The organism is Streptomyces sp. NPDC017529, assembly GCF_044329785.1.
In the GTDB taxonomy this organism is placed as follows: Bacteria; Actinomycetota; Actinomycetes; order Streptomycetales; family Streptomycetaceae; genus Streptomyces.
Genome location: NZ_JBIRJY010000002.1, coordinates 381,746 through 403,820, shown reverse-complemented (window position 1 = coordinate 403,820; position 22,075 = coordinate 381,746). Strand labels below are relative to the sequence as shown.

The window sequence follows — 22,075 nt, the reverse complement described above, 5'->3', positions numbered from 1 at the left end:
CCGTCCGCCACGGGCCCGGGGGACCAAAGCACTAGCTCCCCTACGGGCCCCTAGTCCTGTGGTCGGAGACCGAACCAGCCGCCAGGTCTGACGACCGGTGTGGGGCGCGCCACTACCGTCGATGACGTGACTGTGATCGTGACCGAAAGCCTGAGCAAGCGGTACCCGAGGGTGACCGCCCTGGACCGGCTCACCGTTGACATCGCCCCCGGCGTGACCGGCCTGGTGGGTGCCAACGGCGCCGGCAAGTCCACCCTGATCAAGCTGCTGCTGGGCCTCGCCCCGGCCAGCGAGGGTTCGGCGGCCGTCCTGGGCCTCGACGTGGCCAAGGACGGCAGCGCCATCCGCGAGCGCGTCGGCTATATGCCGGAGCACGACTGCCTGCCACCCGACGTCTCGGCCACCGAGTTCGTCGTCCACATGGCGCGAATGTCGGGCCTGCCGCCGACCGCCGCCCGCGAGCGCACCGCGGACACGCTGCGGCACGTCGGCCTCTACGAGGAGCGCTACCGCCCCATCGGCGGCTACTCGACGGGCATGAAGCAGCGGGTCAAGCTGGCGCAGGCGCTGGTCCACGACCCGCAGCTGGTCTTCCTGGACGAGCCGACCAACGGCCTGGACCCGGTCGGCCGCGACGAGATGCTCGGCCTGATCCGCCGCGTGTACACCGATTTCGGCATCTCGGTCCTGGTCACGTCACACCTGCTCGGCGAGCTGGAGCGCACCTGCGACCACGTCGTCGTCATCGACGGCGGCAAACTGCTGCGCTCTTCCGCCACCGACGACTTCACGCAGGTCACCGCCTCGCTGGCGGTCGAGGTCACGGACACCGACGAGCACCCGGACGGCACGAAGGCGCTGCGCGCCGCGCTGGCCGCCGCGGGCGCCGCGGTGTCCTCCGCCGCCCCCGGCTCCGGGAGCGAGGCCTCGGCGGGCCACCTGCTGTACGTGGAGGCCACCGGCGAGGAGACGTACGACCTGCTGCGCGACACCGTCGCCGACCTCGGCCTCGGCCTGGTCCGGATGGAACAGCGCCGCCACCGCATATCCGAGGTCTTCCACAGCGGCGACCCGGCGGAAGCCGGCGCGGCGCACGCCCAGGACGCGGTGGGCGCCCCGGACGCGCACGCCCAGGACGGCGCGCCGGCCGCGGCGGCCCCCACGGCCGCCTCCGCGACGACCGCCCACCGAGCACCGAAGGACGGAGGCGCGCCCGATGCCGCCTGAGACCAGGACCCCCGCCACCGCAGGAGCGGCGCCGGACGTCATCCACGACATCGGCTACCGCCACTTCGACGGCCCGCGCCTCGGCCGCGCCTACGCCCGCCGCTCCCTGTTCTCGCAGAGCCTGCGCGGCGCCTACGGACTCGGCCGCTCGGCCAGGACCAAGGTCCTGCCGATGCTGCTGTTCGCCGTGATGTGCCTGCCCGCGGGCATCATGGTGGCGGTCGCGGTCTTCACGAAGATGAACGACCTGCCGGTGGCGTACACCAGCTACGCGATCTTCCTCCAGGCTGTCATCGGCCTCTACCTGGCCGCCCAGGCCCCGCAGACCGTCTCCCGGGACCTGCGCTTCAAGACGGTGCCGCTGTACTTCTCGCGCCCCATCGAGCGGGGCGATTACGTGGTGGCGAAGTTCGCGGCCATGGCCAGTGCCCTGTTCGTCCTGACCGCCGTGCCGCTGCTGATCCTCTACATCGGCGCGCTGCTGGCCAAGATGGACTTCGTCGACCAGACCAAGGGCCTGGCCCAGGGCCTGGTCTCGGTGGTGCTGCTGTCGCTGCTGTTCGCCGGCCTCGGCCTGGTGATCTCCGCGCTCACCCCGCGCCGCGGCTTCGGCGTCGCCGCCGTCATCGCCGTACTGACGATCCCGTACGCCGCGGTCAGCGCCGTACAGGGCATCGCCGCCGTACAGGGCCAGGAGCAGGCCGTCGGCTGGCTCGCGCTGTGCTCGCCCGTCACGCTCATCGACAGCGTGCAGGCGACGTTCCTGGGCGGTACCGCGTCGTTCCCCGACGACGTCCAGCCGTCCACCGCCGCCGGTCTCGTCGCGCTGCTGGTCACCCTGGCCGCCATCGCGGGCTCGTACGCCCTCCTGATGCGCCGCTACCGCAAGGCCGGCCTGTGACCGCCCGCCCCGCGCCCCTGAAGGCGCGTCCGACGCCCGCCACCAGTCCCCGAAGGAACGGGCCGCGCCCATGACGACCATTCAGATCGACCACGTATCCCGCTGGTTCGGCAACGTCGTTGCCGTCAACGACATCACCATGACCATCGGCCCGGGCGTCACCGGCCTCCTCGGCCCCAACGGGGCGGGCAAGTCCACCCTCATCAACATGATGGGCGGCTTCCTGGCGCCCTCCGGCGGGACCGTCACCCTCGACGGCCGCACCATCTGGCGCAACGAGAGCATCTACCGCGAAATCGGCATCGTTCCCGAGCGCGAGGCGATGTACGACTTCCTCACCGGCCGCGAGTTCGTCGTCGCCAACGCCGAACTGCACGGCCTGGGGCGCCAGGCGGCCCAGCGGGCGCTGGCCACCGTCGAGATGGAGTACGCGCAGGACCGCAAGATCTCCACGTACAGCAAGGGCATGCGGCAGCGCGTGAAGATGGCGTCGGCGCTGGTCCACGAGCCGTCCGTGCTGCTGCTGGACGAGCCGTTCAACGGCATGGACCCGCGGCAGCGCATGCAGCTGATGGACCTGCTGCGGCGGATGGGCGCCGACGGCCGTACGGTCCTGTTCTCGTCCCACATCCTCGAAGAGGTCGAACAACTCGCCTCGCACATCGAGGTGGTGGTGGCCGGCCGGCACGCCGCGTCCGGCGACTTCCGCAAGATCCGCCGCCTGATGACGGACCGCCCGCACCGCTACCTCGTACGCTCCGACGACGACCGGGCGCTCGCCGCGGCTCTGATCGCCGACCCCTCCACCGCCGGTATCGAAGTCGACCTCCAGGAGGGCGCACTGCGCGTCCAGGCCGTCGACTTCCCGCGCTTCACCGCCCTGCTGCCGCGCGTCGCCCGCGACCACGGCATCCGCCTCCTGACGGTCTCGCCCTCCGACGAGTCCCTGGAATCGGTCTTCTCCTACCTCGTCGCGGCCTGAAAGGAGCCTGAAAGCGATGTCAGCGACCTCATCGGTCCGGCCGGACCCGACCGCGGCGCCCGCTCCGGGCCCTTCGCCGGTCCCGTCGGTCTTCAACCTCACCGTCGCCCGGCTCACCTACCGGGCCCTCCTCGGCCGGCGCCGCGCGCTCATCCTCTTCGCGCTGCCCGCCCTCCTGATCGTCATCGCCCTCGCCGTACGGGTGCTGGCCGGCGCCGACGACTCGACCGCCGGCGGCGTCCTGGGCACGTTCGCGCTCGCCACGATGGTGCCGCTGATCGGCGTCATCGCCGGCACGGGCGCCATCGGCCCGGAGATCGACGACGGCTCGGTCGTCTACCTGCTGGCCAAGCCCCTGCGCCGGTCGTCGATCATCTTCACCAAGCTGGTCGTGGCGATCGGCGTGACGGCCGCCTTCTCGGCGATCCCGGTGCTGATCGCCGGCTTCGTCCTGAACGGCAACAGCCAGCAGATGGCCGTGGCGTACGCGGTCGCCGCGGCCGTGGCCTCCGTCGCGTACAGCGCGCTGTTCCTCTTCTTCGGCACGGTCAGCCGGCACGCCGTCGTCTTCGGCCTGGTCTACGCCCTGGTGTGGGAGTCCCTCTTCGGCAACCTGGTGCCGGGCGCGCGCACACTGAGCGTGCAGCAGTGGGCGCTCGCCATCGGCCAGAAGATCGGCGCGGAGGGCGCGATCACCTCAGAGGTGGGCCTGCCGCTGGCCGTCGTCCTCCTGGTAGCCGTGACCGGCCTGGCCACGTGGTACGCGGCCCGCAAGCTGCGGTCGCTGACGCTGGCGGGGGAGGAGTAGGCCCGACGGGGAGCGGCGGAACGCTCGGCCGGTGGTTCCGGCCGGGTGTTCCGCGTGGGGGCAGGTGAGCGGGCTGCTTGTGCGTCCTGAGGTCTAATCGCCTGCTGCGGCCAACCGTTCACCTCGAAGCTCGGCGACATTCAACGCGTCAGTCAGGCTTTCAGCCGTCCGGCGCAACATGAACCAGGCTTCATCAGCAGTGAGCTGGAGACCGTCCAACATGGCGCGCACAAGCCCCAGGACGACGGCTGCCGACTCGATCAAGTCGTTCTCGATCGCGTCGCTCATGGCGGCAACGACTCCGCCTGGTTGGCAGAACCCGGTGCGTCCGTTCGTCGTCCCTGGCATGCGTCGAAATTCGCTCATGCCGACACCCACAGGCAGCAGACGCTGGCCGCTGCGAGCGCTGCCGCTGAGCGTTGTTCCTGCTGCCGCTCGCATGCCACAAGGTTCGGCTCAGCCCCAGGCGTCGACCCTTGCCCGGTCGCCCTGGGGCGCCTTGTTTTCCAGTGGATACCGAAGCGCCAGACTGGCCGACCAGGTCACTACCTCGGTAGCGAGTTGGGTGAATCAGTCGCACGCTGACTATGTGGAGATCGACAGAGCCCTACCGCATTGGCCGCAAGTCGCAGCGGAGATTCGGCGGCGTATTCAGGACGGCACCTATCGCGCTGGGGAACGCTTGCCGGGCACGGTGGCGATCGCCGCCGAGTTCGACGTGTCCCAGTCGACGGCCACCCGCGCTGTGGCCAGTCTTCGTGCGGAAGAGCTCGTGCGCGTGGTGAGCGGCCGAGGGTACTTCGTTGCCGACGGTGCCAACTAGCGCTGCCGGGACCCTCGCAGGTCGCCGGCAGCGCTCGTGGGTGGGCGGGGGCACCGCCGTGGCTACGCTTGCGCGCCGATCCGCCGGTCGCGGCCCGCGCCCAGGCCCAGCAGGACCAGGCCCGCGCAGACGAACAGCAGCAGCACGATCGGCACCGTCCAGCCGTGCGTGGCCTGGTGTACCGCGCCGAGCACCAGCGGGCCGGCGGCGGCGAGGAGGTAGCCCCAGGTCTGGGCCATGCCCGAGAGGCGGGCCGCGGTGTGTGCGTCGCCGGAGCGGAGCACCATCATCGTCAGGGCCAGGCCGAGCGCGCCGCCCTGCCCGATGCCCAGGAGGACGGCCCAGGCCCAGGCGCCCGCCACCGGCGCCACCAGGAGTCCGACGATCCCGCAGGCCATCAGGGCGATGACGGCGACGGCCAGCAGCCGCTGGCGCCGCATCCGCCCGGCGAGCATCGGCACCACGAACGAACCGGCCATCTGCACCAGCGTGCTGAACGCGAAGACGAGCCCGGCCGTGGCCTTGCTCATGCCGTGGTCGGTGAAGACGGTCGGCATCCAGGCGATCATCACGTACGCGATCAGCGACTGCGACCCCATGAAGAGCGTGACCTGCCAGGCGAGCGGGGAACGGCTCAGGTTCGGGCCGTCCTCGGTGGTGTGCGCCGGTGTCGCGGCGGCCTGGCCGTGGTGCGTACCGCGCCGCGCGATCACGGCCTGCGGAATCCAGACGGCGGCGGCGACCGCAGCCAGCAGCGCCCAGGAGGCCAGCGAACCCTGCCAGGTGCCGAGCGCGTTCTCCAACGGTACGGCGGAGGCGGCCGACACCGTGGCGCCCAGGATCATCGCCGTCGAGTACAGGGCGGTCATGCCCGCGGCCTTCTCGGGGAAGTCGCGCTTGATCAGGCCGGGCATCAGCACGTTCAGCAGGGCGATGGACGTACCGACCACCGCGCAGCCCACGAACAGCGCGACCACCGGCGGCGCGACGCGCAGCAGGATGCCGCCGCACAGCAGCACCAGCGCGCCGCACAGCACCGTCTCGGTGCCCCAGCGGCGGGCCAGCTTCGGCGCGGCGATCGACCCGAGCCCCATGAAGACGAGCGGGATGGTCGTCACGAGGCTGCTGGCGGTGGCGGCCAGGTGGTAGTGGTCGCCGATCTCGCTCACCAGCGGCGATACGCCGGCCAGCGCGGCGCGCATGTTCAGCGAGGCGAGCACGATGCCGAGCAGGAGCAGGGCGGGGTGCGCGCGCAGCCGGCGGCGGGCCGCGGCGACGGGCGGCGCCGGTGTCAGGTCCTCCTCGGCGTCGATCAGTGGTGCTTCGGACCGGGTCCCTGACATGGGTGCGTACCTCTCCTTGCGTGGGGTGGTGTGCGGTCGTACGGACGTGGCCGAAGGCCGGGACGGGAAGGAACGTTTCGGCGATGGCTGTGCGAGCATGGCTGCCGCTCTGCACGACGAGGCGTGTCCATGGCCCCGAAGGCACGGGGGCGACCCGTTCAGCGCTCCGCGAGCAGCTTCTCCACGGCCCGTTTCGGCGGTTCCAGCAGCGCCCGGGTGGCTTTCTCCGCGGCTTCCGGGTCACCGGACGCGATCGCCTCCAGGACCGCCAGGTGGTCGCCGTGCACGATGCGCGGCATCTGGTCGTCGCCGAGCGCGGAGACCAGCGCCTCGCGCACGGAGCTGCTGAACCAGGCGTACGTGGCGGTCAGCGCGGTGTTGTGCGCGGCCTCCACGACCGCCCGGTGAAAGGCGACGTCGTGGTCGGCGTACAGCTCCAGGTCGCCGCCCCGTGGCGGCTCGCCGTCGGCTTCCAGCGCGGCCTGCGCTTCCAGGGCGGCCCGCATCCGTTCCAGGTCGGCGGGCCGGTGCCGCTGCGCCGCCAGCCGGGCGGCCTCCGCCTCCAGGGCGATGCGCAGCTCCAGGACGTCCCGGATCGTGGCCCGACGGACGCCGCGCATGATGTCGCCTGGGTCGGCCTGGGAGAGGACGAAGGTGCCCTCGCCCTGCCGGGAGCGCAGCATGCCCGCGTGCACGAGGACCCGTACGGCTTCGCGCACGGTGTTGCGTCCGACCTGGAGCTGTTCGGCCAGGGCGTGTTCGGTGGGGATGCGCCCGCCCACCGGCCAGGTGCCGGCGGCCAGCTGGGCGCGCAGGGCGTCGACGACGGTGTCCACGAGGGACTGCCGTCCCGCTGCCTGCAGCGCCATGCGCGTCTCCTCGGTTCCGGTCGGCGGCCGTCCGGGCGGAGGCCCGGTTGCCCAGTCATCCTACAACTGATGCGTGCAATGTGCACGGAGTCTGTGACTCCGTGCACATCACACCCGTCGGGACACCGCACCGCACCTTCCGGGCGGGACGTCACAGCCCGATGTCGCGCTCCTGTATGTCGGCCAGTGACTCCCGCCGTACGAGGATCCGCGCGTGCCCGCCCGAGACGGCGACCACCGGCGGACGGCCCACGAGGTTGTACCCGGAGGCCATGGACAGGTGGTACGCGCCCGCCACCGGCACGCCGAGCAGGTCGCCGGGCCGCACGTCACCGGGCAGCCGTGCGTCGGCGGCGAGCACGTCGCCGGCCTCGCAGTGCCGGCCCACCACGGTCACCGGCGCGGGCGCGGCGGCCGACCGGCGCCCGACCAGCCGGGGCGCGTACCGCACCCCGTACAGCGCCGGCCGCGGGTTGTCGCTCATCCCGCCGTCGACGGCGACGAACGTGTGCTCCCCGGTCCGCTTGACGGACAGCACCCGGTAGAGGGCGACGCCCGCCGGGCCCGCGATGGCGCGGCCCGGCTCGACGGTCAGGCGGGGCACCGGCAGCCCGGCCGCCGCGCAGCTGCCGGCCAGCTCGGCCCGCACCTTGGCGCCGAGCGCCGCGACGTCCAGGGTGTCCTCGCCCGGCCGGTAGGCGACGCCGTGCCCGCCGCCGATGTCCAGCTGCGGCAGCGTGACGCCGTGCTGCTCGTGGACGCGGGCCAGCAGCCCGACCAGCCGCCGCACGGCCGACAGGAACGGCTTGACGGTGGTGATCTGCGACCCCAGGTGGCAGTGCAGCCCGACCAGTTCCAGGCGCGGCTGCCCGAGGACCCGGGTGATCGCGTGCTGCGCCGAACCGTCGGCCAGCGACAGCCCGAACTTCTGGTCGTCGGTGCCCGTACGGATCTTGGCGTGGCCGCCGGCGGCGATGCCCGGCACCACCCGTACGAGTACCTTCTGCCGGGCGCCCGCGGGGACCGCGGCGGCGAGCCGGGCGATTTCGGAGGTGCTGTCGATGACGATGCGGCCGACGCCGAGGCGCAGCGCGGCGCGCAGGTCCTCGGGGCTCTTGGCGTTGCCGTGCAGCACGATGCGCTCCGGCGGGAAGCCGGTGGTGACGGCGAGTTGCAGCTCGCCCGCCGAGCAGACGTCGAGGCCGAGGCCCTCCTCCCGCACCCAGTGGGCCATCGCGCGGCACAGGAACGCCTTGGCCGCGTAGATCACGTCCGCGTCGGGGAAGGCGCGCAGGTAGCCGCGGCAGCGTTCGCGGACCTCGGCCTCGTCCAGGACGTACGCGGGGGTGCCGAAACGTTCGGCGAGTTCGGTGAGCGGGACGCCGCCGACGGCGAGGTCGTCGTGCGGCAGCCGGGTCGTCGAGGCGGGCCATACGGAGAGGCCGGGGTCGTCGCGGGAGCCGGTGTCGTGGGCGGGGGTGTCGCGGGAGGCGGTGGCGTGCCGCGCGGGTGTGTCCGCCGTCGCCGCGCGCTGCTGGGACGTGGTCGTCACGGTCATGTCGTCGTACGCCCCTTCTCAGACGGCCCGCAGGAGCGGCATACGGGGAGTGCCGGGAGCGAGCCGCGGGTCCACGGTCAGGACGGCGGCGCCGAGCGGTTCGGCGAGGGCACGCAGCGCGGGCTCGGCGAGCCGGATCCACGGCTGGTCGGCGCCGAGCGCCGCGGCGAGCCGCTGCGGGGAGGTGAAGCCCACGGCGGTACGGCCGCCGAGCGCGGTGCGGAACAGGCGGGCGGTACAGCCCGCGGGGCCCGGCCGGACGGGGACGAACAGAGGCCCGGCCGGGACGGGTTCGGCAGGTTCGGGGTCTTCCGCGTACAGGTGCTGCTGGGACACGGCGATGCTCCTCGCACAGGACAGTGACCCCGGACCGGTGAGAAGAGAAGCGCCGGGGCTCCTCCTCGACGCTATGCCCGTACCGCCGTCCGCTCCGCGGCGTACTGACGCATCGTTGACGGTTCGTGGACGCCCCTTGACGCGATGCTGGTGCTCCGGCGCACGCTCCGGCGCACAGCCGACTCCCACGCCACGGCGCGGGCGGATACGCGCGCCTCGGCAGCTGCCGGTATCCGGGGCGGTCCGCTTGGGCTTCCACGAGGATACGAGGACCGGCGCGACCGCCGGCCCGCCCTGCACCTTGACCTTGACACCGTGGCAAGCCCTGCACTGGGAGACGTCATGTTCACCATCGGAGACTTCGCAGGCCACGGCCGCGTATCGGCGCGCATGCTGCGCCACTACGACACCATCGGACTGCTGCGCCCGGCCCGGACCGACCCGGTCACCGGCTACCGCTACTACGAGGCGAGCCAGCTCACCCGCCTCAACCGCATCATCGCCCTCAAGGACCTCGGCTTCAGCCTCCAGCAGGTGGCGGCCATCCTGGACGAGCAGGTGAGCGCGGCGGAACTGCGCGGCATGCTGCGGCTGCGCCGGGCCGAGCTGGCGGCGGCGGTCACGGCGGCCGGTGCCCGGCTGGCGCGGGTCGAGGCGAGGCTCCGGACGATCGAGAGCGAGGGACGGATGCCCGCCGACGAGGTGGTGGTCAAGCGCGTCGAAGCGGTACGGGTCGCCGAACTGACGGGGGTCGCGGCGAGCTTCGGGCCGGAGGACATCGGGCCGGTCGTCCAGCCGCTGTACGACGAGCTGTTCCGGCGGCTGGAAGCCGCCGGCATCGAACCGGCGGGGCCGGAGATCGCGTACTACGAGGACGCGCCGGAGGGCGGGGACCGGATCACGGTGCACGCGGCGGTCGTGGTCGCGGCCGAGCCCCGGCCGGACCACGGCTTCGCGATCGTGGACCTCCCGGCGGTCGAGCGGGCCGCCACGGTGGTGCACCGCGGCCCCATGGAGCGGGTGCTGCCCACCGCGCAGACGCTGGCCCGCTGGCTCGACGACAGCTCCTACCGCTCCGCCGGGTACCCGCGTGAGGTGACGCTGGAGTGCCCGGAGGACCGGGAGGGGTGGGTGACGGAGTTGCAGGAGCCGATCACCGAGGGCTGAGTCCGGGTGCCCGGACGGGGGCGCATGCGAGGCCGTGCCGTGCGCCGGCGCATGCGAGGCGCTCGGCTATGCGTATGCGTCCGCCTGCCGTACAGGCACGAACAGGCATGCAGCAGACACGCAGCGAAGTCGTGAACCCAAGCCATAGCTAAGAGGTTTGGAAGGAAACCCGAAGATTGACTTGGGGGCTCGGGTGCGAGGAGGATCGGTACCGGGCCCAGGGCGGCCACCCGGAACCGGCTACGGCGCCGTACGGATCCGGGGGCCGACCCGCCATGGGCCGGCCCCCGGGAGCCGCCGTACGGCGCTGCCGTCAGCCGTGGTCCGCGCCGACCGGTGTCCTGGCGGCGGGGCCGTCACCGGTGGTTGCTCCGGTGCCCGCAGGGCCGGCGGCGACCGGAGCGGCCCGGTCCGCGGCCCGGTTGCGTACGACGGCCAGGACCAGCAGGCCGGCGGCCACCGCCACCACGCCCGCGACCAGGGACACCCGGGCCAGGCCGTGCACGTATGCGGCGCCGGGCGCGGCGTGCGCGCCCGCGGACCGCAGGCCCTGCGCGAAGACCGTGCCGAGGACCGCGATGCCGAGCGCGTAGCCGAGCTGCCGGAAGGTGTTCACCGCGCCGCTGGCCATGCCGGCGCGCTGCGGCGGGGCCGCGCCGAGCGCTGCCGAGACCAGCACCGGCATGGACATGCCGATGCCGAGGCCGCTGACGAGCAGGCCCGGCACGAGGACCGGCCAGTTGGCGTCGTCGTTCAGCAGCAGCACGTGCAGCAGCGGCCCCGCACCGATCAGCAGCAGGCCGATGCCGATGGGCAGCTGCGGCGCCAGGCGGTGCAGGAACCGGCCGCCCAGCATGCCCACGACCATCGACGCCACCGCCATCGGCAGCACCGTGACGCCCGCCATCACCGGGCTCAGACCCAGGACGTTCTGCACCCACAGACCCACGTACGTCAGGTACGGGAACGCCGCGGCCTGGAGCAGCAGCGCGGCCGCCATCAGGACGGCGAAGGCCGGACGCCGCAGCAGCGCGAGGTCCAGCAGCGGCTTGCGCGCACGGCGCTCGACGACGACGAAGGCGAGCAGCGCCACCACGGCCACCGCCAGCGACAGCAGCGTGCCGGACTCCGTCCAGCCCTCCTCGCCGCCGCGCATCAGCCCGTACGTCAATGCGCCCGAGCACAGCGTGAACGCCCCGGCGCCCGGCCAGTCGATGCGCGCCGTACGGTCACCGTGCGACTCCTGTACCGACCGCACGGTGATCCACACCGCCACCGCGGTCAGCGGCAGGTTGACCAGGAAGATCGCCCGCCAGTCGACGTACTGGGTCAGCACCCCGCCCAGCACCGGGCCGACCGCCGCCGCCGCGCCGCTCGTACCGCCCCAGACGCCGAAGGCCACACCGCGGTCGCGGCCCTGGTAGGCGGCCATCAGCAGCGGCGTGTTGGTGGCGAACATGGCCGCGGCGCCCGCGCCCTGCACGGCCCGCGCGGCGATCAGTACGCCCTCGTCGGGAGCGAGACCGCAGGCCAGCGAGGCCAGCGCGAAGATGCCGAGCCCCACCAGGTACAGCCGGCGCCGCCCGTACAGGTCGGCCGCCGAGCCCGCCACCATCAGGAGCGCGGCCAGCGCCAGCGCGTAGATGTCCATCACCCACTGCAAGGAGGTGAAGGAGGCGCCGAGGCCGTCGGCTATCCGCGGCAGCGCGGTATTCACGATCGTGACGTCGACGAGCAACATGAAGTTGCCCAGGGTGATGGCGACCAGTGGCCACCATTTGCTCCGCCCGTTGTGCATCAAAACCTCTGTGTCGGTGTGGTCGTTCTGTGATCGTTCTTCTTGATCCGGTCCCTACAAGGTCCGGCCTCGACCCCCGCCACTCCCAACCACGGCGTCCCATGCGGCACAATCCGACAGGCGCTAGCCTTCCATGGTGAAAACCGACGGTTTCGACGAGCTGGACCGAAGCCTGGTCCAGGCCCTGCAGCTCGACGGCAGGGCACCCTTCAGCCGGATCGCCGAGGTCCTCGGCGTCTCCGACCAGACCGTCGCCCGCCGCTACACCCGGCTGCGCGGCGCCAACATGATCAAAGTCCTGGGGCTCCCCGACCCGTCCGCCCTCGGCGAGACCGAATGGCTCGTACGGGTCCAGTGCACGCCCGACGCGGCCGTCGCGGTCGCCGAGGCGCTCGCCCGGCGCACCGACACCTTCTGGGTGAGCCTGATGTCCGGCGGCACCGAGATCGGTGCCGTCTGCCGCGCCGCGAGCAGCCGGGACAGCGACGCGCTCCTCCTCCAGAAGCTGCCGCGGACCCCGAGCGTGGTCGGGGTCACCGCGCACTGCCTGCTGCACGAGTTCTACGGCGGCCCGCTGGGGCTGGTCAACAAATCCGGCGCGCTGACCGAGGAACAGGCCGCGCAGCTGCGCCACCCCTCATTCGACGCGGTCCACCGCCGGGCCGCCGGCACGACCGGGCCGGCCGCGCCCGTCACCCTCACCGACGCCGACCGCCGCCTGCTGGACGCCCTCGCCGAGGACGGCCGCACCGGCCTCGCCGAGCTGGCCGCGGCCACCGGCTGGTCCCAGTCCACCGTCCGCCGCCGGCTGGCCGAACTGCGCGCCGACGGCACCCTCTACTTCGACGTCGCCTACGACGCCCGGCACTTCGGCCTCGGCGTCATGGTCTCCCTCTGGCTCTCCGTCGCCCCGAGCGAACTGGCCGCCACCGGGGCGGCACTGGCCCTGCACCCCGAAGTGGCCTTCGCCTGCGCGACCACCGGCCCCAGCAACCTCTTCGCGTCCGTCCTCTGCCCCGACGTACGCTCCCTCTACACGTACCTGACCACCCGCATCGCGGCACTGCCCGCCGTCCGGCACATGGAGTCCTCACCACTGATCCGGCGCCTCAAGGGCGCAGGACCGCGCGGCTCCGGCCGGCCCGCCCCGGGCCCGGCCGCCCCCGCGCCTGCGGGCCGCGTGCGGTGAGGCCGGTGCTGCCCTCCGCGCCGACCGACCGCGTGGCGGTCTGGGTGCGTTCCGCCCCCGGCACCCACATCTGGCTGCTGATCATCGGCGTGACCAGCCTCGTGATCGCCGGAGCCAGCGAGGGGCTGGAGCACTTCCTCCTCCACCGCACCAGCAGCAACATCCACGAGCTCAACCGGCACCCCGTCTCCTCACTCCTCATCAGCGGCTTCTGGATCGAGAAACCGGCCTCCTTCCTCCTCTACACCGTCCTCTTCGAGCTGGTGCACGCCAACGTCGAACGCTGGCTGGGCACCTGGCGCTGGCTGCTGACCGTCGGCGTCGCCCACATCGTCGCCACGCTCCTCAGCCAGGAACTGGTCCTCCTCGCCATCGAGGGCCACCGGCTGCCGCGCTCCATGACACACGTCGTCGACATCGGCGTCTCGTACGGCCTGGCAGCGGCAGCCGGCCTGCTCACCTACCGGCTGCCGCCACCCTGGCGCTACCTCTACCTCGCGGCCGTCCTCGGCTTCTTCGGCGTCCCGCTCCTGTCAGGCGCCACGTTCACCGACTTCGGCCACGCCATCGCGCTCACTCTTGGTCTCGCCGCTTGGGCCTTGACCCCGGGTGCCAGTGCGGGCGTGGCTGGGGACGGGGCAGCGGACGCGGACCCGAACGCAACTCCCGGACATCCTCCGACAGATCACTGAGCCGCTCACTCATCGCGCACACGACCCGGTTGGTGGCATCCAGCCGCCGGTCGAGCCGGTCCAGCCGCACGGAGATCCGGCCGATCACCGGTCCGAGGTCGCGTAGGGCGGGGCCGATGTCGGCGAGCGACGACTCGACGCGCGTGAGCCGGTGGTCGAGCGACTCGACCGTCGGCACCGGCCGGGTCTGCCGGGGCACCTCGACCCGCCGCCGCGCGTCCTCCTCGACGTCCAGGAGGTACGTACGGACCGCCCGCGCGACCTCGCTGTCGCGGAGGAGCATGGCGATGTTGAGGATGGTTCGGCGGGTGTGCACAGTCAGCTGTGTACGACCCTGTGGATAACTTTCTTTTGATAGGTCCAAGTTGGACCTTTCAAAGACCTGCAGGTCAGGGCCACACAGTGTGTGCATCCCGTTGTCCTGCAGCTCGACGCGGTGGCGCTTCACGATGCTCTTGACAGCCTCGACGCCTACCTCGAAGTAGTCGGCGACCATCCGCGTCGTGACATGCAGCCCGTCGGGCAGCAGCACCAGCGCTTTCACCTTGTCCAGGACGCCGACGCGTCCGATCACACTGTCGCGCATAGCCCGCGACTCCAGCAGTACAGCTTCGGGTGGCATGTGTATGCCCTCCACTCAAACCGGAACGGTTTGAAAGAGTCGGGCTGACTCTTTCAACTGAACGCCCGTCTCCAGGGCCAGGAGCGGAGGCTGCTCACGGATGCCACTACCTCTATGTCCGGTTCTCAGCCGTACGGCTACACCGCTTCACGACCGTCGCCGGCAAACCCCAGCACTTCACGCACTCTCGACGCCTCGAACTCCAGTTGCCTCCACGCACAGGGGACAACGAGTCGATAAACGTACAGTTACCCCGTCTCGGGCATGACTTCGCGCGTACGTTCCGAAAAGAGGATCGACGTGGCCGGGGCGGGGCGGCTCAGGCGCCGTACAGGCGTTCCAGGACGACGGCGATGCCGTCTTCCTCGTTGGAGGCCGTCGTCTCGTCCGCGACGGCCTTGAGCTCGTCGTGGGCGTTGGCCATGGCCACGCCGTGCCGGGCCCAGCCGAACATCGGGATGTCGTTGGGCATGTCGCCGAAGGCGATGGTGTCCGCGGCCTTCACGCCCAGGCGGCGGGCGGCCAGGGAGAGGCCGGTGGCCTTGGAGAGGCCGAGGGGGAGGAGTTCGACGACGCCCTCGCCGGCCATCATCACACCGACCAGGTCGCCGGCGGCCTCGCGCGCGGCGCGGGCCAGTTCGTCGTCGCCGAGGGTGGGGTGCTGGATGTAGATCTTGTTGAGGGGGGCTGCCCACAGCTCGCCGGGGTGCTGGATCTCCAGGTTCGGCAGCGGGCCCTCCTGGACGCGGTATCCCGGGGTGACCAGCACCTCGCCGTCCAGGCCGTCCCGGCTCGCGGCCAGGAAGAGCGGGCCGGTCTCCGCCTCGATCTTGGAAAGGGCGAGGCCGGCGAGCTGCCGGTCCAGAGTGACCGAGGTCAGCAGCCGGTGTTCGCCGGCGTGGTAGACCTGCGCGCCCTGCCCGCACACCGCTATGCCGTCGTAGTCCAGCGCATCGAGGATGTGCCGGGTCCACGGCACCGCGCGGCCCGTGACGACGATGTGCGCGGCGCCCGCCGCCGTGGCCGTGGCCAGGGCGGCGCGGGTGCGCTCGGAGATCGTGTCGTCGTGCCGCAGCAGCGTTCCGTCGAGGTCGGTCGCGACGAGTTTGTACGGCAGCGGCCGGGCCGGGGCGGCCCGGTGCGCGGGCTCGGGGGCGGTGGTCACCGGTTGACGGGCTCCAGGATCTCCCGGCCGCCCAGGTACGGGCGCAGCATCTCGGGGACGCGTACGGAGCCGTCCGCCTGCTGGTGGTTCTCGAAGATCGCCACGATGGTGCGGGGCACCGCGCAGAGCGTGCCGTTGAGCGTGGCGAGCGGCTTGACCTGCTGCTTGCCGTCCTTGTTCGTGCGCATACGGACCGACAGGCGGCGGGCCTGGAACTCGTCGCAGTTCGAGGCGCTGGTCAGCTCGCGGTACTTGCCCTGGGTGGGGATCCACGCCTCGCAGTCGTACTTGCGCGAGGCGGAGGCGCCCAGGTCGCCGGTGGCCACGTCGATCACCTGGAAGGGCAGCTCAAGGCCGGTCAGCCACTGCTTCTCCCAGTCCAGCAGGCGCCGGTGCTCGGCCTGCGCGTCCTCGGGGTCGACGTACGAGAACATCTCGACCTTGTCGAACTGGTGGACGCGGAAGATGCCGCGGGTGTCCTTGCCGTACGTACCGGCCTCGCGGCGGAAGCACGGCGAGAAGCCCGCGTAGCGCACCGGCAGCTTGTCCGCGTCGAGGATCTCGTCCATGTGGTACGCGGCGAGCGGGACCTCGGAGGTGCCGACGAGGTAGAAGTCGTCCTTCTCCAGGTGGTACACGTTCTCCGCGGCCTGGCCGAGGAATCCGGTGCCCTCCATGGCGTGCGGGCGCACCAGGGCCGGGGTGAGCATCGGCGTGAAGCCGGCCTCGGTGGCCTGGGCGATGGCCGCGTTGACCAGCGCGAGTTCCAGAAGCGCGCCGATTCCGGTCAGGTAGTAGAAGCGCGAGCCGGAGACCTTGGCGCCGCGCTCGACGTCGATCGCGGCCAGCGCCTGGCCGATCTCCAGGTGGTCCTTGGGCTCGAAGCCCTCGGCGGCGAAGTCGCGGATCGTGCCGTGCGTCTCCAGGACCGTGAAGTCCTCCTCGCCGCCGACGGGCACGTCGGGGTGGACGAGGTTGCCCAGCTTCAGCAGGAGGGCCTGGGTCTCCTCCTTGGCCTGGTCCTGCTCGGCGTCGGCGGCCTTGACGGCGGCGGACAGCTCCCCGGCCTTCTTCAGCAGCGCGGCCTTCTCGTCGCCGGCGGCCTTGGGGATGAGCTTGCCGAGCGACTTCTGCTCGTTGCGCAGCTCGTCGAAGCGGAGACTTGAGGTCCTGCGCCGCTCGTCGGCGGAGAGCAGCGCGTCGACGAGCGCGACGTCCTCTCCACGGGCGCGCTGGGACGCGCGCACACGGTCGGGGTCCTCACGGAGCAGGCGAAGGTCAATCACCCCACCAGGCTACCGGGGCACGGCGCCGACGCTCGACGCCATATTCCCCCGCGTGGCGCTTTGTCCGGTTTGAGGCTATTTAATGGGTTTGGTTATTCCGCGCGAAACGGCACGGTAAGGCGTTGCGCGGCGGATGGATAAGGGGCACATAAGGGGCGGAGGGGGCGGATGCGGGGAGAGAGTGGAGGGATGAAGATCATCGGGTGCGTGCGCGAAAAGTGGCGGAAAAAATCGTCAAGAAAACCTTGCGCCGTCGCCGGTACGAGGGTATTCGCCACGTTCGTGCTGACCCGCTTCCCTTGCGGGTGGCCGGAGTTGGAGCGCCGGTTCGGAGCGGAGGGCGACGGTGGTTGTACCCAGGGTTGTCCACAGGGGTGGGAGAGTTCCGAAATCTTATCCACAGGCTGTGTGTGGGATCTGTGGAAGTCGGAAGCGGTGGTTCCGTATCAAGAATGCGTTGCCGTGGATTCACCGACGAAACCCCTCGTGGACGCTCTTTCGTGTGGGATTTCCTCGCCCTAAAGGATTGATCGGGCGAATTGCGCTGACGCGGGTCGGCGCGGGCGCTGTGGAGGGGAGTGGGGGTCGGTAGAGCAATTTGTCGACCCTGCCCGGCTCGTCGCGCTCTTCGTGTCGACTTATCCCCAGGTCGAGAACGGGGCCTGTGGATAACTTTGTGGACAACTCCAACGTCCCAGACCAGCTCCCCGGCGGGCCCCTCCGGTTGTTCCACAGGCGCTTCGCCATCCGCCCTCGGCCACCGTCGTGGCGTCAGGCCCGCCCGTCGAGGCAACGCGTCAGCCAGTCCGCCGCGTCCGTGAACGCCGCGTCGACCGTGTCCGGCCGTACGCTCGCCCGCACCTGGTCGGCGCGCGGGTACGACCCGAGGTAGCGCACCTCCCGGCAGACCCGCTTGAGCGCCATCAGCACCTCGCCGACCCGGCGGTCCGTGAGGTGCCCCTCGCAGTCCACCGAGAAGCAGTAGCGGCCGATGCCCTCGCCGGTCGGCCGCGACTCGATGCGCATCATGCTGACGCCGCGGGCCGCGTACTCCTGGAGGAGTTCCAGCAGGGCGCCGGGGTGGTCCTCGCGCAGCCACAGCACGACCGAGGTCTTGTCCGCGCCGGTACGCGCCGCCGGCCGGGCGGGCCGGCCCACCAGGACGAAGCGGGTGGCGGCGTTCTGCGCGTCGTGGATGTCGGTGACCAGCGGTTCGAGGCCGTATGTCGCCGCCGCGAACTCCCCCGCGAAGGCTCCGTCGTAGCGGCCCTCCTGCACCAGGCGCGCGCCGTCCGCGTTGGAGGCGGCCGACTCCCACACCGCCTCGGGCAGGTGCGCCGCGAGCCACTTGCGCACCTGCGGCTGGGCGACCGGGTGCCCGGTGACCGTCTTGACGTCCGCCAGGTCCGTGCCGGGCCGTACGAGCAGCGCGAAGGCGATCGGCAGCAGCACCTCGCGGTAGATCATCAGCGGTTCGCCGGCGGCCAGTTCGTCCAGGGTCGTGGTCACCCCGCCCTCGACGGAGTTCTCGATCGGCACCAGGGCGGCTGCGGCCTCCCCGGCCCGTACGGCGTCCAGCGCGGCCGGTACGGACACCATCGGCACCAGCTCGCGGGTGGCGGACTCCGGCAGCGTGCGCAGCGCTGCCTCCGTGAACGTTCCTTCGGGCCCCAGGTACGTATAGCGGCTGACCGACATGTCCCTTTGACTCCCTCACGTTCCGGTGGGGACCGCCTCGCCGATCACCCGCTCGCCACGTTACCCGCCCCGGCCGCCGCCCCGGCCGGGAAGCAGTGACCGGCCCCCGGCCTACGGGCCACGGTCACCCCTCCAGCAACGGCTGCCCCACGTAGCCCCCCGCCACCGCGGCCGGCGGCACGGCGAACAGCCCGCTCGCCTCGTGCCGCAGGAAGGGCGAGAGCGCGTCACCGCGGTCCAGCTTGCGCTGGATCGGGACGAAGGCCCGCAAGGGGTCGGCCTGCCAGCAGACGAACAGCAGCCCGGCGTCCGGCGCGCCGTCGTCGCGGAAGCCGTCGTGGTACGAGAAGGGCCGCCGCAGCAGCGTGGCACCCTGGTTGGACTCCGGCGCCGCGATCCGGGCGTGCGCGTCGGCGGGGACGACCGGCAGCCCGTCGGCGCCGTTCTTGTCCAGGTCCATCTTCGTGTGCTCGTCGCCCCCGGTCAGCGGCGCCCCGTCGGCCTTGCGCCGGCCGATGACCTTCTCCTGCTTGGCGAGCGGCTGCTTCTCCCAGTCGTCCAGCAGCATCCGGATACGGCGGACGACGGCGTACGAGCCGCCGCGCATCCACGCGTACTCCCCGCTGCCGGCGTCCCGGCCCACGAAGATCCGCTCGTCGAAGCCGGATTCGGACGGTTTGGGGTTGTTGGTGCCGTCCACCTGGCCCATCAGGTTGCGGGTGGTCATCGGGCTCGCGGTCGCGCCCGGCGTGCGGTTGAAGCCGTTCATCTGCCAGCGCAGCCGCGCGGTGTCCCCGGCCTCCTTCTGGAGGGCGCGCAGCGCGTGGAAGGCGACCAGCGCGTCGTCCGAGCCGATCTGGACCCACAGGTCGCCGTTGCTGCGCCCGGCGTCCAGCTCGTCCGAGGAGAAGTCCGGCAGCGGTTCGAGCTGGCGGGGGCGCCGCGCGGTCAGGCCCGTACGGTCGAAGAAGGTACTGCCGAGGCCGAAGGTGACGGTGAGTGAGGAGGGGCCCGCGTCCAGCGCGACACCGGTGTCCGCGGCCGGCGTCCGCCCGGCCATCAGCTCCTCGGCCGTACGGGACCAGCGGCGCAGCAGCGCGGCGGCGGCCTTGCGGTCGGCGCCCGGCGCGAGGTCGAACGCGAGGAGATGGCCGCGCGCCTGGAGCGGCGTGGTGATGCCGGCCTGGTGCTTGGCGTGCTCGTCGCGGAAGGCGACCGCGGTCGAGCCGACGGTGCTCAGCGCGGTGGGCGGGCCGTCCTGGGCGGCGGCGACGCCGATGGCGCCGCCCGCGGCCCCGGCGACGAGACCCGCGGCGCCCGCGGCGCCGACCGTGCCCAGCAGGCGGCGCCGGGACAGTTCGAGGGTTTCCGCGCGCTCGGACCCGGTGTGGTCGGCGGAGCCGGCGGTGCCGCCGGACGGAGAAGCGGTGGTCGTCATCAGTTGATCTTCACGTTCCTGGTCTCGGTGACCTGGTCGATGTCGGACGTCCGTACGACCAGGGAGAGCTGCCACTGTCCGGGCACCGGCAACTGGACGTCGCGCGCGCTCCAGTGGCCCTCGCTGACGTGGTCGAGGGTGACCGGCAGCGGCCCGAGGTTCTTGTCCTTGAGAGTGAAGGAGACCTGCACCTCGGGGATGTCCATCGTCTTGCCGTTCGGGTCGGCGATGCGCAGGTGCAGGGCGTTGGCGCTGCCGCTGCGCCCGGGGTCCAGGTCGATGCGCGCGGTGCCCTTGCCGCGCGCGCCGCCGGTGTCGAACGGGATGTTCAGCACCTGCGGCTGGTTGGCCTCGGCCGACTGCCCGGCCCCGCCGGCCGCCTTCACCGCCTCCTCGGTGCGGGCCGGTTCGGTGGCGGTGAGCACGGTGGTGACGGCGAGCAGGACCACGGCGACCGACGCCTCGGCCAGGACGGTGCGGCGCAGCCCGGAGCGTTCCGGGTCGGCGTCGCGGATCCGCTTGGTGCGGGCGGTGGCCAGCGCCGCGCGCTGCCGGGCCAGTTGCTCGGCCCGCGCGGCGTCGACGGGCCGCGGCGGGCCGTCGGCGTCCGCCGGTGCCGCGCCCACGGTGACCGGCTCCTCTTCCTCCGCCGGCGCCGTGTCCGCCGCCGGCCGCTCCAGTACGGCGGCGGCCTCCGCCTCGGGCGCCGGCCCCTCGCCGAGCCGCGCCGTCCACCGCCGCGAGAACCAGGCGACGCCGACGAGGACGACGACCAGCGCCACCTTGATCAGCAAGAGTCGTCCGTACGACGTGTCGGTCAGCGCCTTCCACGTGCCGACCTGCCGCCACGACTGGTAGACGCCGGTGGCCACCACGACCAGGACGGAGCCGAAGGCGAGCCGCGAGAAGCGCCGGACGCCGGAGCGGGCCACGGACGGGCCCCGGTAGAGGGAGACCAGCAGCGCGGTCAGGCCGCCGAGCCAGGTGGCGACGGCCAGCAGGTGCAGGACGTCCACGGGCATGGCGATGCCGGTCTGCAGGCCGGTCGAGGCGTGCTCGGCCATCGCCCAGGTCGCGGCGAGCCCCACGGCGACGATCACGCCGCCCACGGAGAGGCCGAAGGTGAGGTCCTTGCGGCGCTTGGCCTCCTCGCCGCTCTCACCGCCCTCGCCGCCCTGCGCGCGGGCGTACGCGCCGAAGAGGACGGCCACGAACAGTGCCGCGGCGGCGAGCAGCAGCAGCCGGGAGACCAGTGCGGCCCCCGGCTTGGTCTCGATGACCTGCTTGAGCCCGCCCAGGTCGAAGACATCGGCGAGGTCCCCGGACGTCGTGTACGGGGTGCGCAGCAGCAGCATCGCGATCGTCGCGGCGGTCAGCGCGGCCCAGCCCTGGGAGACCAGGCGCTGCACGGACCGTACGCGCGCGGCGGCCGGGCGGCAGACCAGCACGAACGCCGCCCCGCCCACCAGGACGACGAAGCCTGCGTACGCGATGTAGCGGGCGATCCCGTACAGGGCGCCGACCACTCCGCCGCCGACCTGCTGCTGGGGCAGCGGCGCGCTCGTCTCGGAGGGCGCGCCGACGGAGAAGGTGAAGGCGCCGGAGACCGGGTGGCTGTCGGCGGAGACGGCCTGCCAGGCGACGGTGTACGTGCCGTCCGGCAGCCCCGGAGGCAGCCCCGCGCCGTACTTGACCGTCTCGCCGCTGCACAGGTCACGCAGCTTGCCGCGGTCGACCCGCTTGCCCTTCGGGTCCAGGACCCGGATCGAGTCGTCGCCCATGGCGACGCCTTCGGAGAAGGTGAGGGTGACTTGTTCGGGGGCGCTCTGCACCACCGACCCCTGCGCCGGGGTGCTGCCGGTCAGCGCGGCGTGCGCGGAGGCCGGGGCAGCGCCGCCGAACAGCGCGCCGAGCAGGGCCGCCGCGAGCACCAGCAGGCGCAGCGCGTGCGACCGGCGGGTGCGCGGGGCGCTTCGCGGGCGTGTGCCCGGGGCGCGGGCGCCGGAGCCCGGTGCGCAGGGGACGGTGGTGGTGGTCATGGCGGGCGCCCCCTACTTCTTGGCGTCGTGCTGCGAGTGGTCGTCCATGGAGCCCTCGTGCTTCGAGCCGTCGTGCCCGGACCCGTCGTGCCCGGACCCGTCGTGCTGCGTCGAACCGTGGCCGGCCGCGCCCC

At 72.2% G+C, this 22,075-nt stretch carries 20 protein-coding genes; 8 read left to right on the top strand and 12 right to left on the bottom strand.

Features of this window, described 5'->3' with window-relative positions; genetic code table 11:
* Positions 1 to 132 precede the first annotated feature (132 nt).
* From ACH4K4_RS05530 to ACH4K4_RS05515, 4 genes are all read left to right on the top strand, one after another.
* Positions 133 to 1,227 carry an ABC transporter ATP-binding protein gene (locus tag ACH4K4_RS05530; protein WP_398165412.1) on the top strand — a complete coding sequence of 365 codons (1,095 nt, stop codon included), beginning with the start codon at positions 133 to 135 and terminating at the stop codon, positions 1,225 to 1,227.
* Complete coding sequence (locus ACH4K4_RS05525) at positions 1,217 to 2,128, top strand: ABC transporter permease (RefSeq protein ID WP_398165008.1); 912 nt, start codon at positions 1,217 to 1,219, stop codon at positions 2,126 to 2,128. Before ACH4K4_RS05530 ends, ACH4K4_RS05525 begins: the two co-directional genes overlap by 11 nt.
* Positions 2,129 to 2,198: 70 nt before the next feature.
* Positions 2,199 to 3,110, top strand: coding sequence for an ABC transporter ATP-binding protein (locus ACH4K4_RS05520; RefSeq protein WP_360125215.1), 912 nt, complete (start codon positions 2,199 to 2,201; stop codon positions 3,108 to 3,110).
* Positions 3,111 to 3,126: 16 nt separating this feature from the next.
* Positions 3,127 to 3,918, top strand: coding sequence for an ABC transporter permease (locus tag ACH4K4_RS05515; RefSeq protein ID WP_398165007.1), 792 nt, complete (start codon positions 3,127 to 3,129; stop codon positions 3,916 to 3,918).
* 93 nt (positions 3,919 to 4,011) lie between these two features.
* Here ACH4K4_RS05515 and ACH4K4_RS05510 read toward each other — a convergent pair whose 3' ends face one another.
* The gene (locus ACH4K4_RS05510) at positions 4,012 to 4,206 is read right to left on the bottom strand and encodes a hypothetical protein (RefSeq protein ID WP_398165005.1); all 195 of its coding nucleotides are present in this window, start codon (positions 4,204 to 4,206) and stop codon (positions 4,012 to 4,014) included.
* 301 nt (positions 4,207 to 4,507) lie between these two features.
* Here ACH4K4_RS05510 and ACH4K4_RS05505 point away from each other — a divergent pair, with 301 nt between their 5' ends.
* The gene (locus ACH4K4_RS05505; RefSeq protein ID WP_398165004.1) at positions 4,508 to 4,741 is read left to right on the top strand and encodes a winged helix-turn-helix domain-containing protein; all 234 of its coding nucleotides are present in this window, start codon (positions 4,508 to 4,510) and stop codon (positions 4,739 to 4,741) included.
* 62 nt (positions 4,742 to 4,803) lie between these two features.
* On the opposite strand, the gene ACH4K4_RS05500 is transcribed toward ACH4K4_RS05505, so the two are convergent.
* From ACH4K4_RS05500 to ACH4K4_RS05485, 4 genes are all read right to left on the bottom strand, one after another.
* Positions 4,804 to 6,084 (bottom strand): CynX/NimT family MFS transporter, encoded by a 1,281-nt coding sequence (locus tag ACH4K4_RS05500; RefSeq protein ID WP_398165003.1) that lies wholly within the window; start codon positions 6,082 to 6,084, stop codon positions 4,804 to 4,806.
* A 158-nt stretch (positions 6,085 to 6,242) separates the two neighbouring features.
* Positions 6,243 to 6,953 (bottom strand): FadR/GntR family transcriptional regulator, encoded by a 711-nt coding sequence (locus ACH4K4_RS05495; RefSeq protein WP_398165001.1) that lies wholly within the window; start codon positions 6,951 to 6,953, stop codon positions 6,243 to 6,245.
* A gap of 151 nt (positions 6,954 to 7,104) precedes the next feature.
* A complete protein-coding gene (lysA, locus tag ACH4K4_RS05490; RefSeq protein WP_398164999.1) occupies positions 7,105 to 8,511 on the bottom strand; it encodes a diaminopimelate decarboxylase in 1,407 nt (468 codons plus the stop codon).
* Positions 8,512 to 8,529: 18 nt separating this feature from the next.
* Positions 8,530 to 8,847, bottom strand: coding sequence for an SAV_915 family protein (locus ACH4K4_RS05485; protein ID WP_398164997.1), 318 nt, complete (start codon positions 8,845 to 8,847; stop codon positions 8,530 to 8,532).
* 342 nt (positions 8,848 to 9,189) lie between these two features.
* Here ACH4K4_RS05485 and ACH4K4_RS05480 point away from each other — a divergent pair, with 342 nt between their 5' ends.
* A complete protein-coding gene (locus tag ACH4K4_RS05480) occupies positions 9,190 to 10,014 on the top strand; it encodes a MerR family transcriptional regulator (RefSeq protein ID WP_398164996.1) in 825 nt (274 codons plus the stop codon).
* 313 nt (positions 10,015 to 10,327) lie between these two features.
* On the opposite strand, the gene ACH4K4_RS05475 is transcribed toward ACH4K4_RS05480, so the two are convergent.
* Entirely contained in the window at positions 10,328 to 11,812 is a 1,485-nt protein-coding gene (locus ACH4K4_RS05475) for an MFS transporter (protein ID WP_398164995.1), read from the bottom strand.
* 136 nt (positions 11,813 to 11,948) lie between these two features.
* On the opposite strand from ACH4K4_RS05475, the gene ACH4K4_RS05470 reads away from it, so the two are divergent.
* Positions 11,949 to 13,001, top strand: a complete 1,053-nt coding sequence (locus tag ACH4K4_RS05470) for an Lrp/AsnC family transcriptional regulator (protein WP_398165410.1) — start codon at positions 11,949 to 11,951, stop codon at positions 12,999 to 13,001.
* 5 nt (positions 13,002 to 13,006) lie between these two features.
* Positions 13,007 to 13,693 (top strand): rhomboid-like protein, encoded by a 687-nt coding sequence (locus tag ACH4K4_RS05465; protein WP_398164994.1) that lies wholly within the window; start codon positions 13,007 to 13,009, stop codon positions 13,691 to 13,693.
* Here the strand turns inward: ACH4K4_RS05465 and ACH4K4_RS05460 are convergent.
* The 6 genes from ACH4K4_RS05460 to ACH4K4_RS05435 all read right to left on the bottom strand — a co-directional run bounded on the left by ACH4K4_RS05460 (position 13,575) and on the right by ACH4K4_RS05435 (position 21,941).
* Positions 13,575 to 14,315, bottom strand: a complete 741-nt coding sequence (locus ACH4K4_RS05460; RefSeq protein WP_398164992.1) for a hypothetical protein — start codon at positions 14,313 to 14,315, stop codon at positions 13,575 to 13,577. The genes ACH4K4_RS05465 and ACH4K4_RS05460 overlap by 119 nt on opposite strands.
* A 319-nt stretch (positions 14,316 to 14,634) precedes the next feature.
* Positions 14,635 to 15,480 carry an HAD family hydrolase gene (locus ACH4K4_RS05455; RefSeq protein ID WP_398164991.1) on the bottom strand — a complete coding sequence of 282 codons (846 nt, stop codon included), beginning with the start codon at positions 15,478 to 15,480 and terminating at the stop codon, positions 14,635 to 14,637.
* A complete protein-coding gene (gene serS, locus ACH4K4_RS05450; RefSeq protein WP_398164989.1) occupies positions 15,477 to 16,766 on the bottom strand; it encodes a serine--tRNA ligase in 1,290 nt (429 codons plus the stop codon). The genes ACH4K4_RS05455 and serS overlap by 4 nt, the downstream gene beginning before the upstream one ends.
* 771 nt (positions 16,767 to 17,537) lie before the next feature.
* Complete coding sequence (gene pheA / locus ACH4K4_RS05445; RefSeq protein ID WP_398164988.1) at positions 17,538 to 18,464, bottom strand: prephenate dehydratase; 927 nt, start codon at positions 18,462 to 18,464, stop codon at positions 17,538 to 17,540.
* A 124-nt stretch (positions 18,465 to 18,588) separates the two neighbouring features.
* On the bottom strand, positions 18,589 to 19,902 hold the full coding sequence (gene efeB / locus ACH4K4_RS05440; RefSeq protein ID WP_398164986.1) for an iron uptake transporter deferrochelatase/peroxidase subunit: 1,314 nt from the start codon (positions 19,900 to 19,902) through the stop codon (positions 18,589 to 18,591).
* Positions 19,902 to 21,941, bottom strand: coding sequence for a copper resistance CopC/CopD family protein (locus ACH4K4_RS05435; protein ID WP_398164984.1), 2,040 nt, complete (start codon positions 21,939 to 21,941; stop codon positions 19,902 to 19,904). The genes efeB and ACH4K4_RS05435 overlap by 1 nt, the downstream gene beginning before the upstream one ends.
* Positions 21,942 to 22,075: the final 134 nt, after the last annotated feature.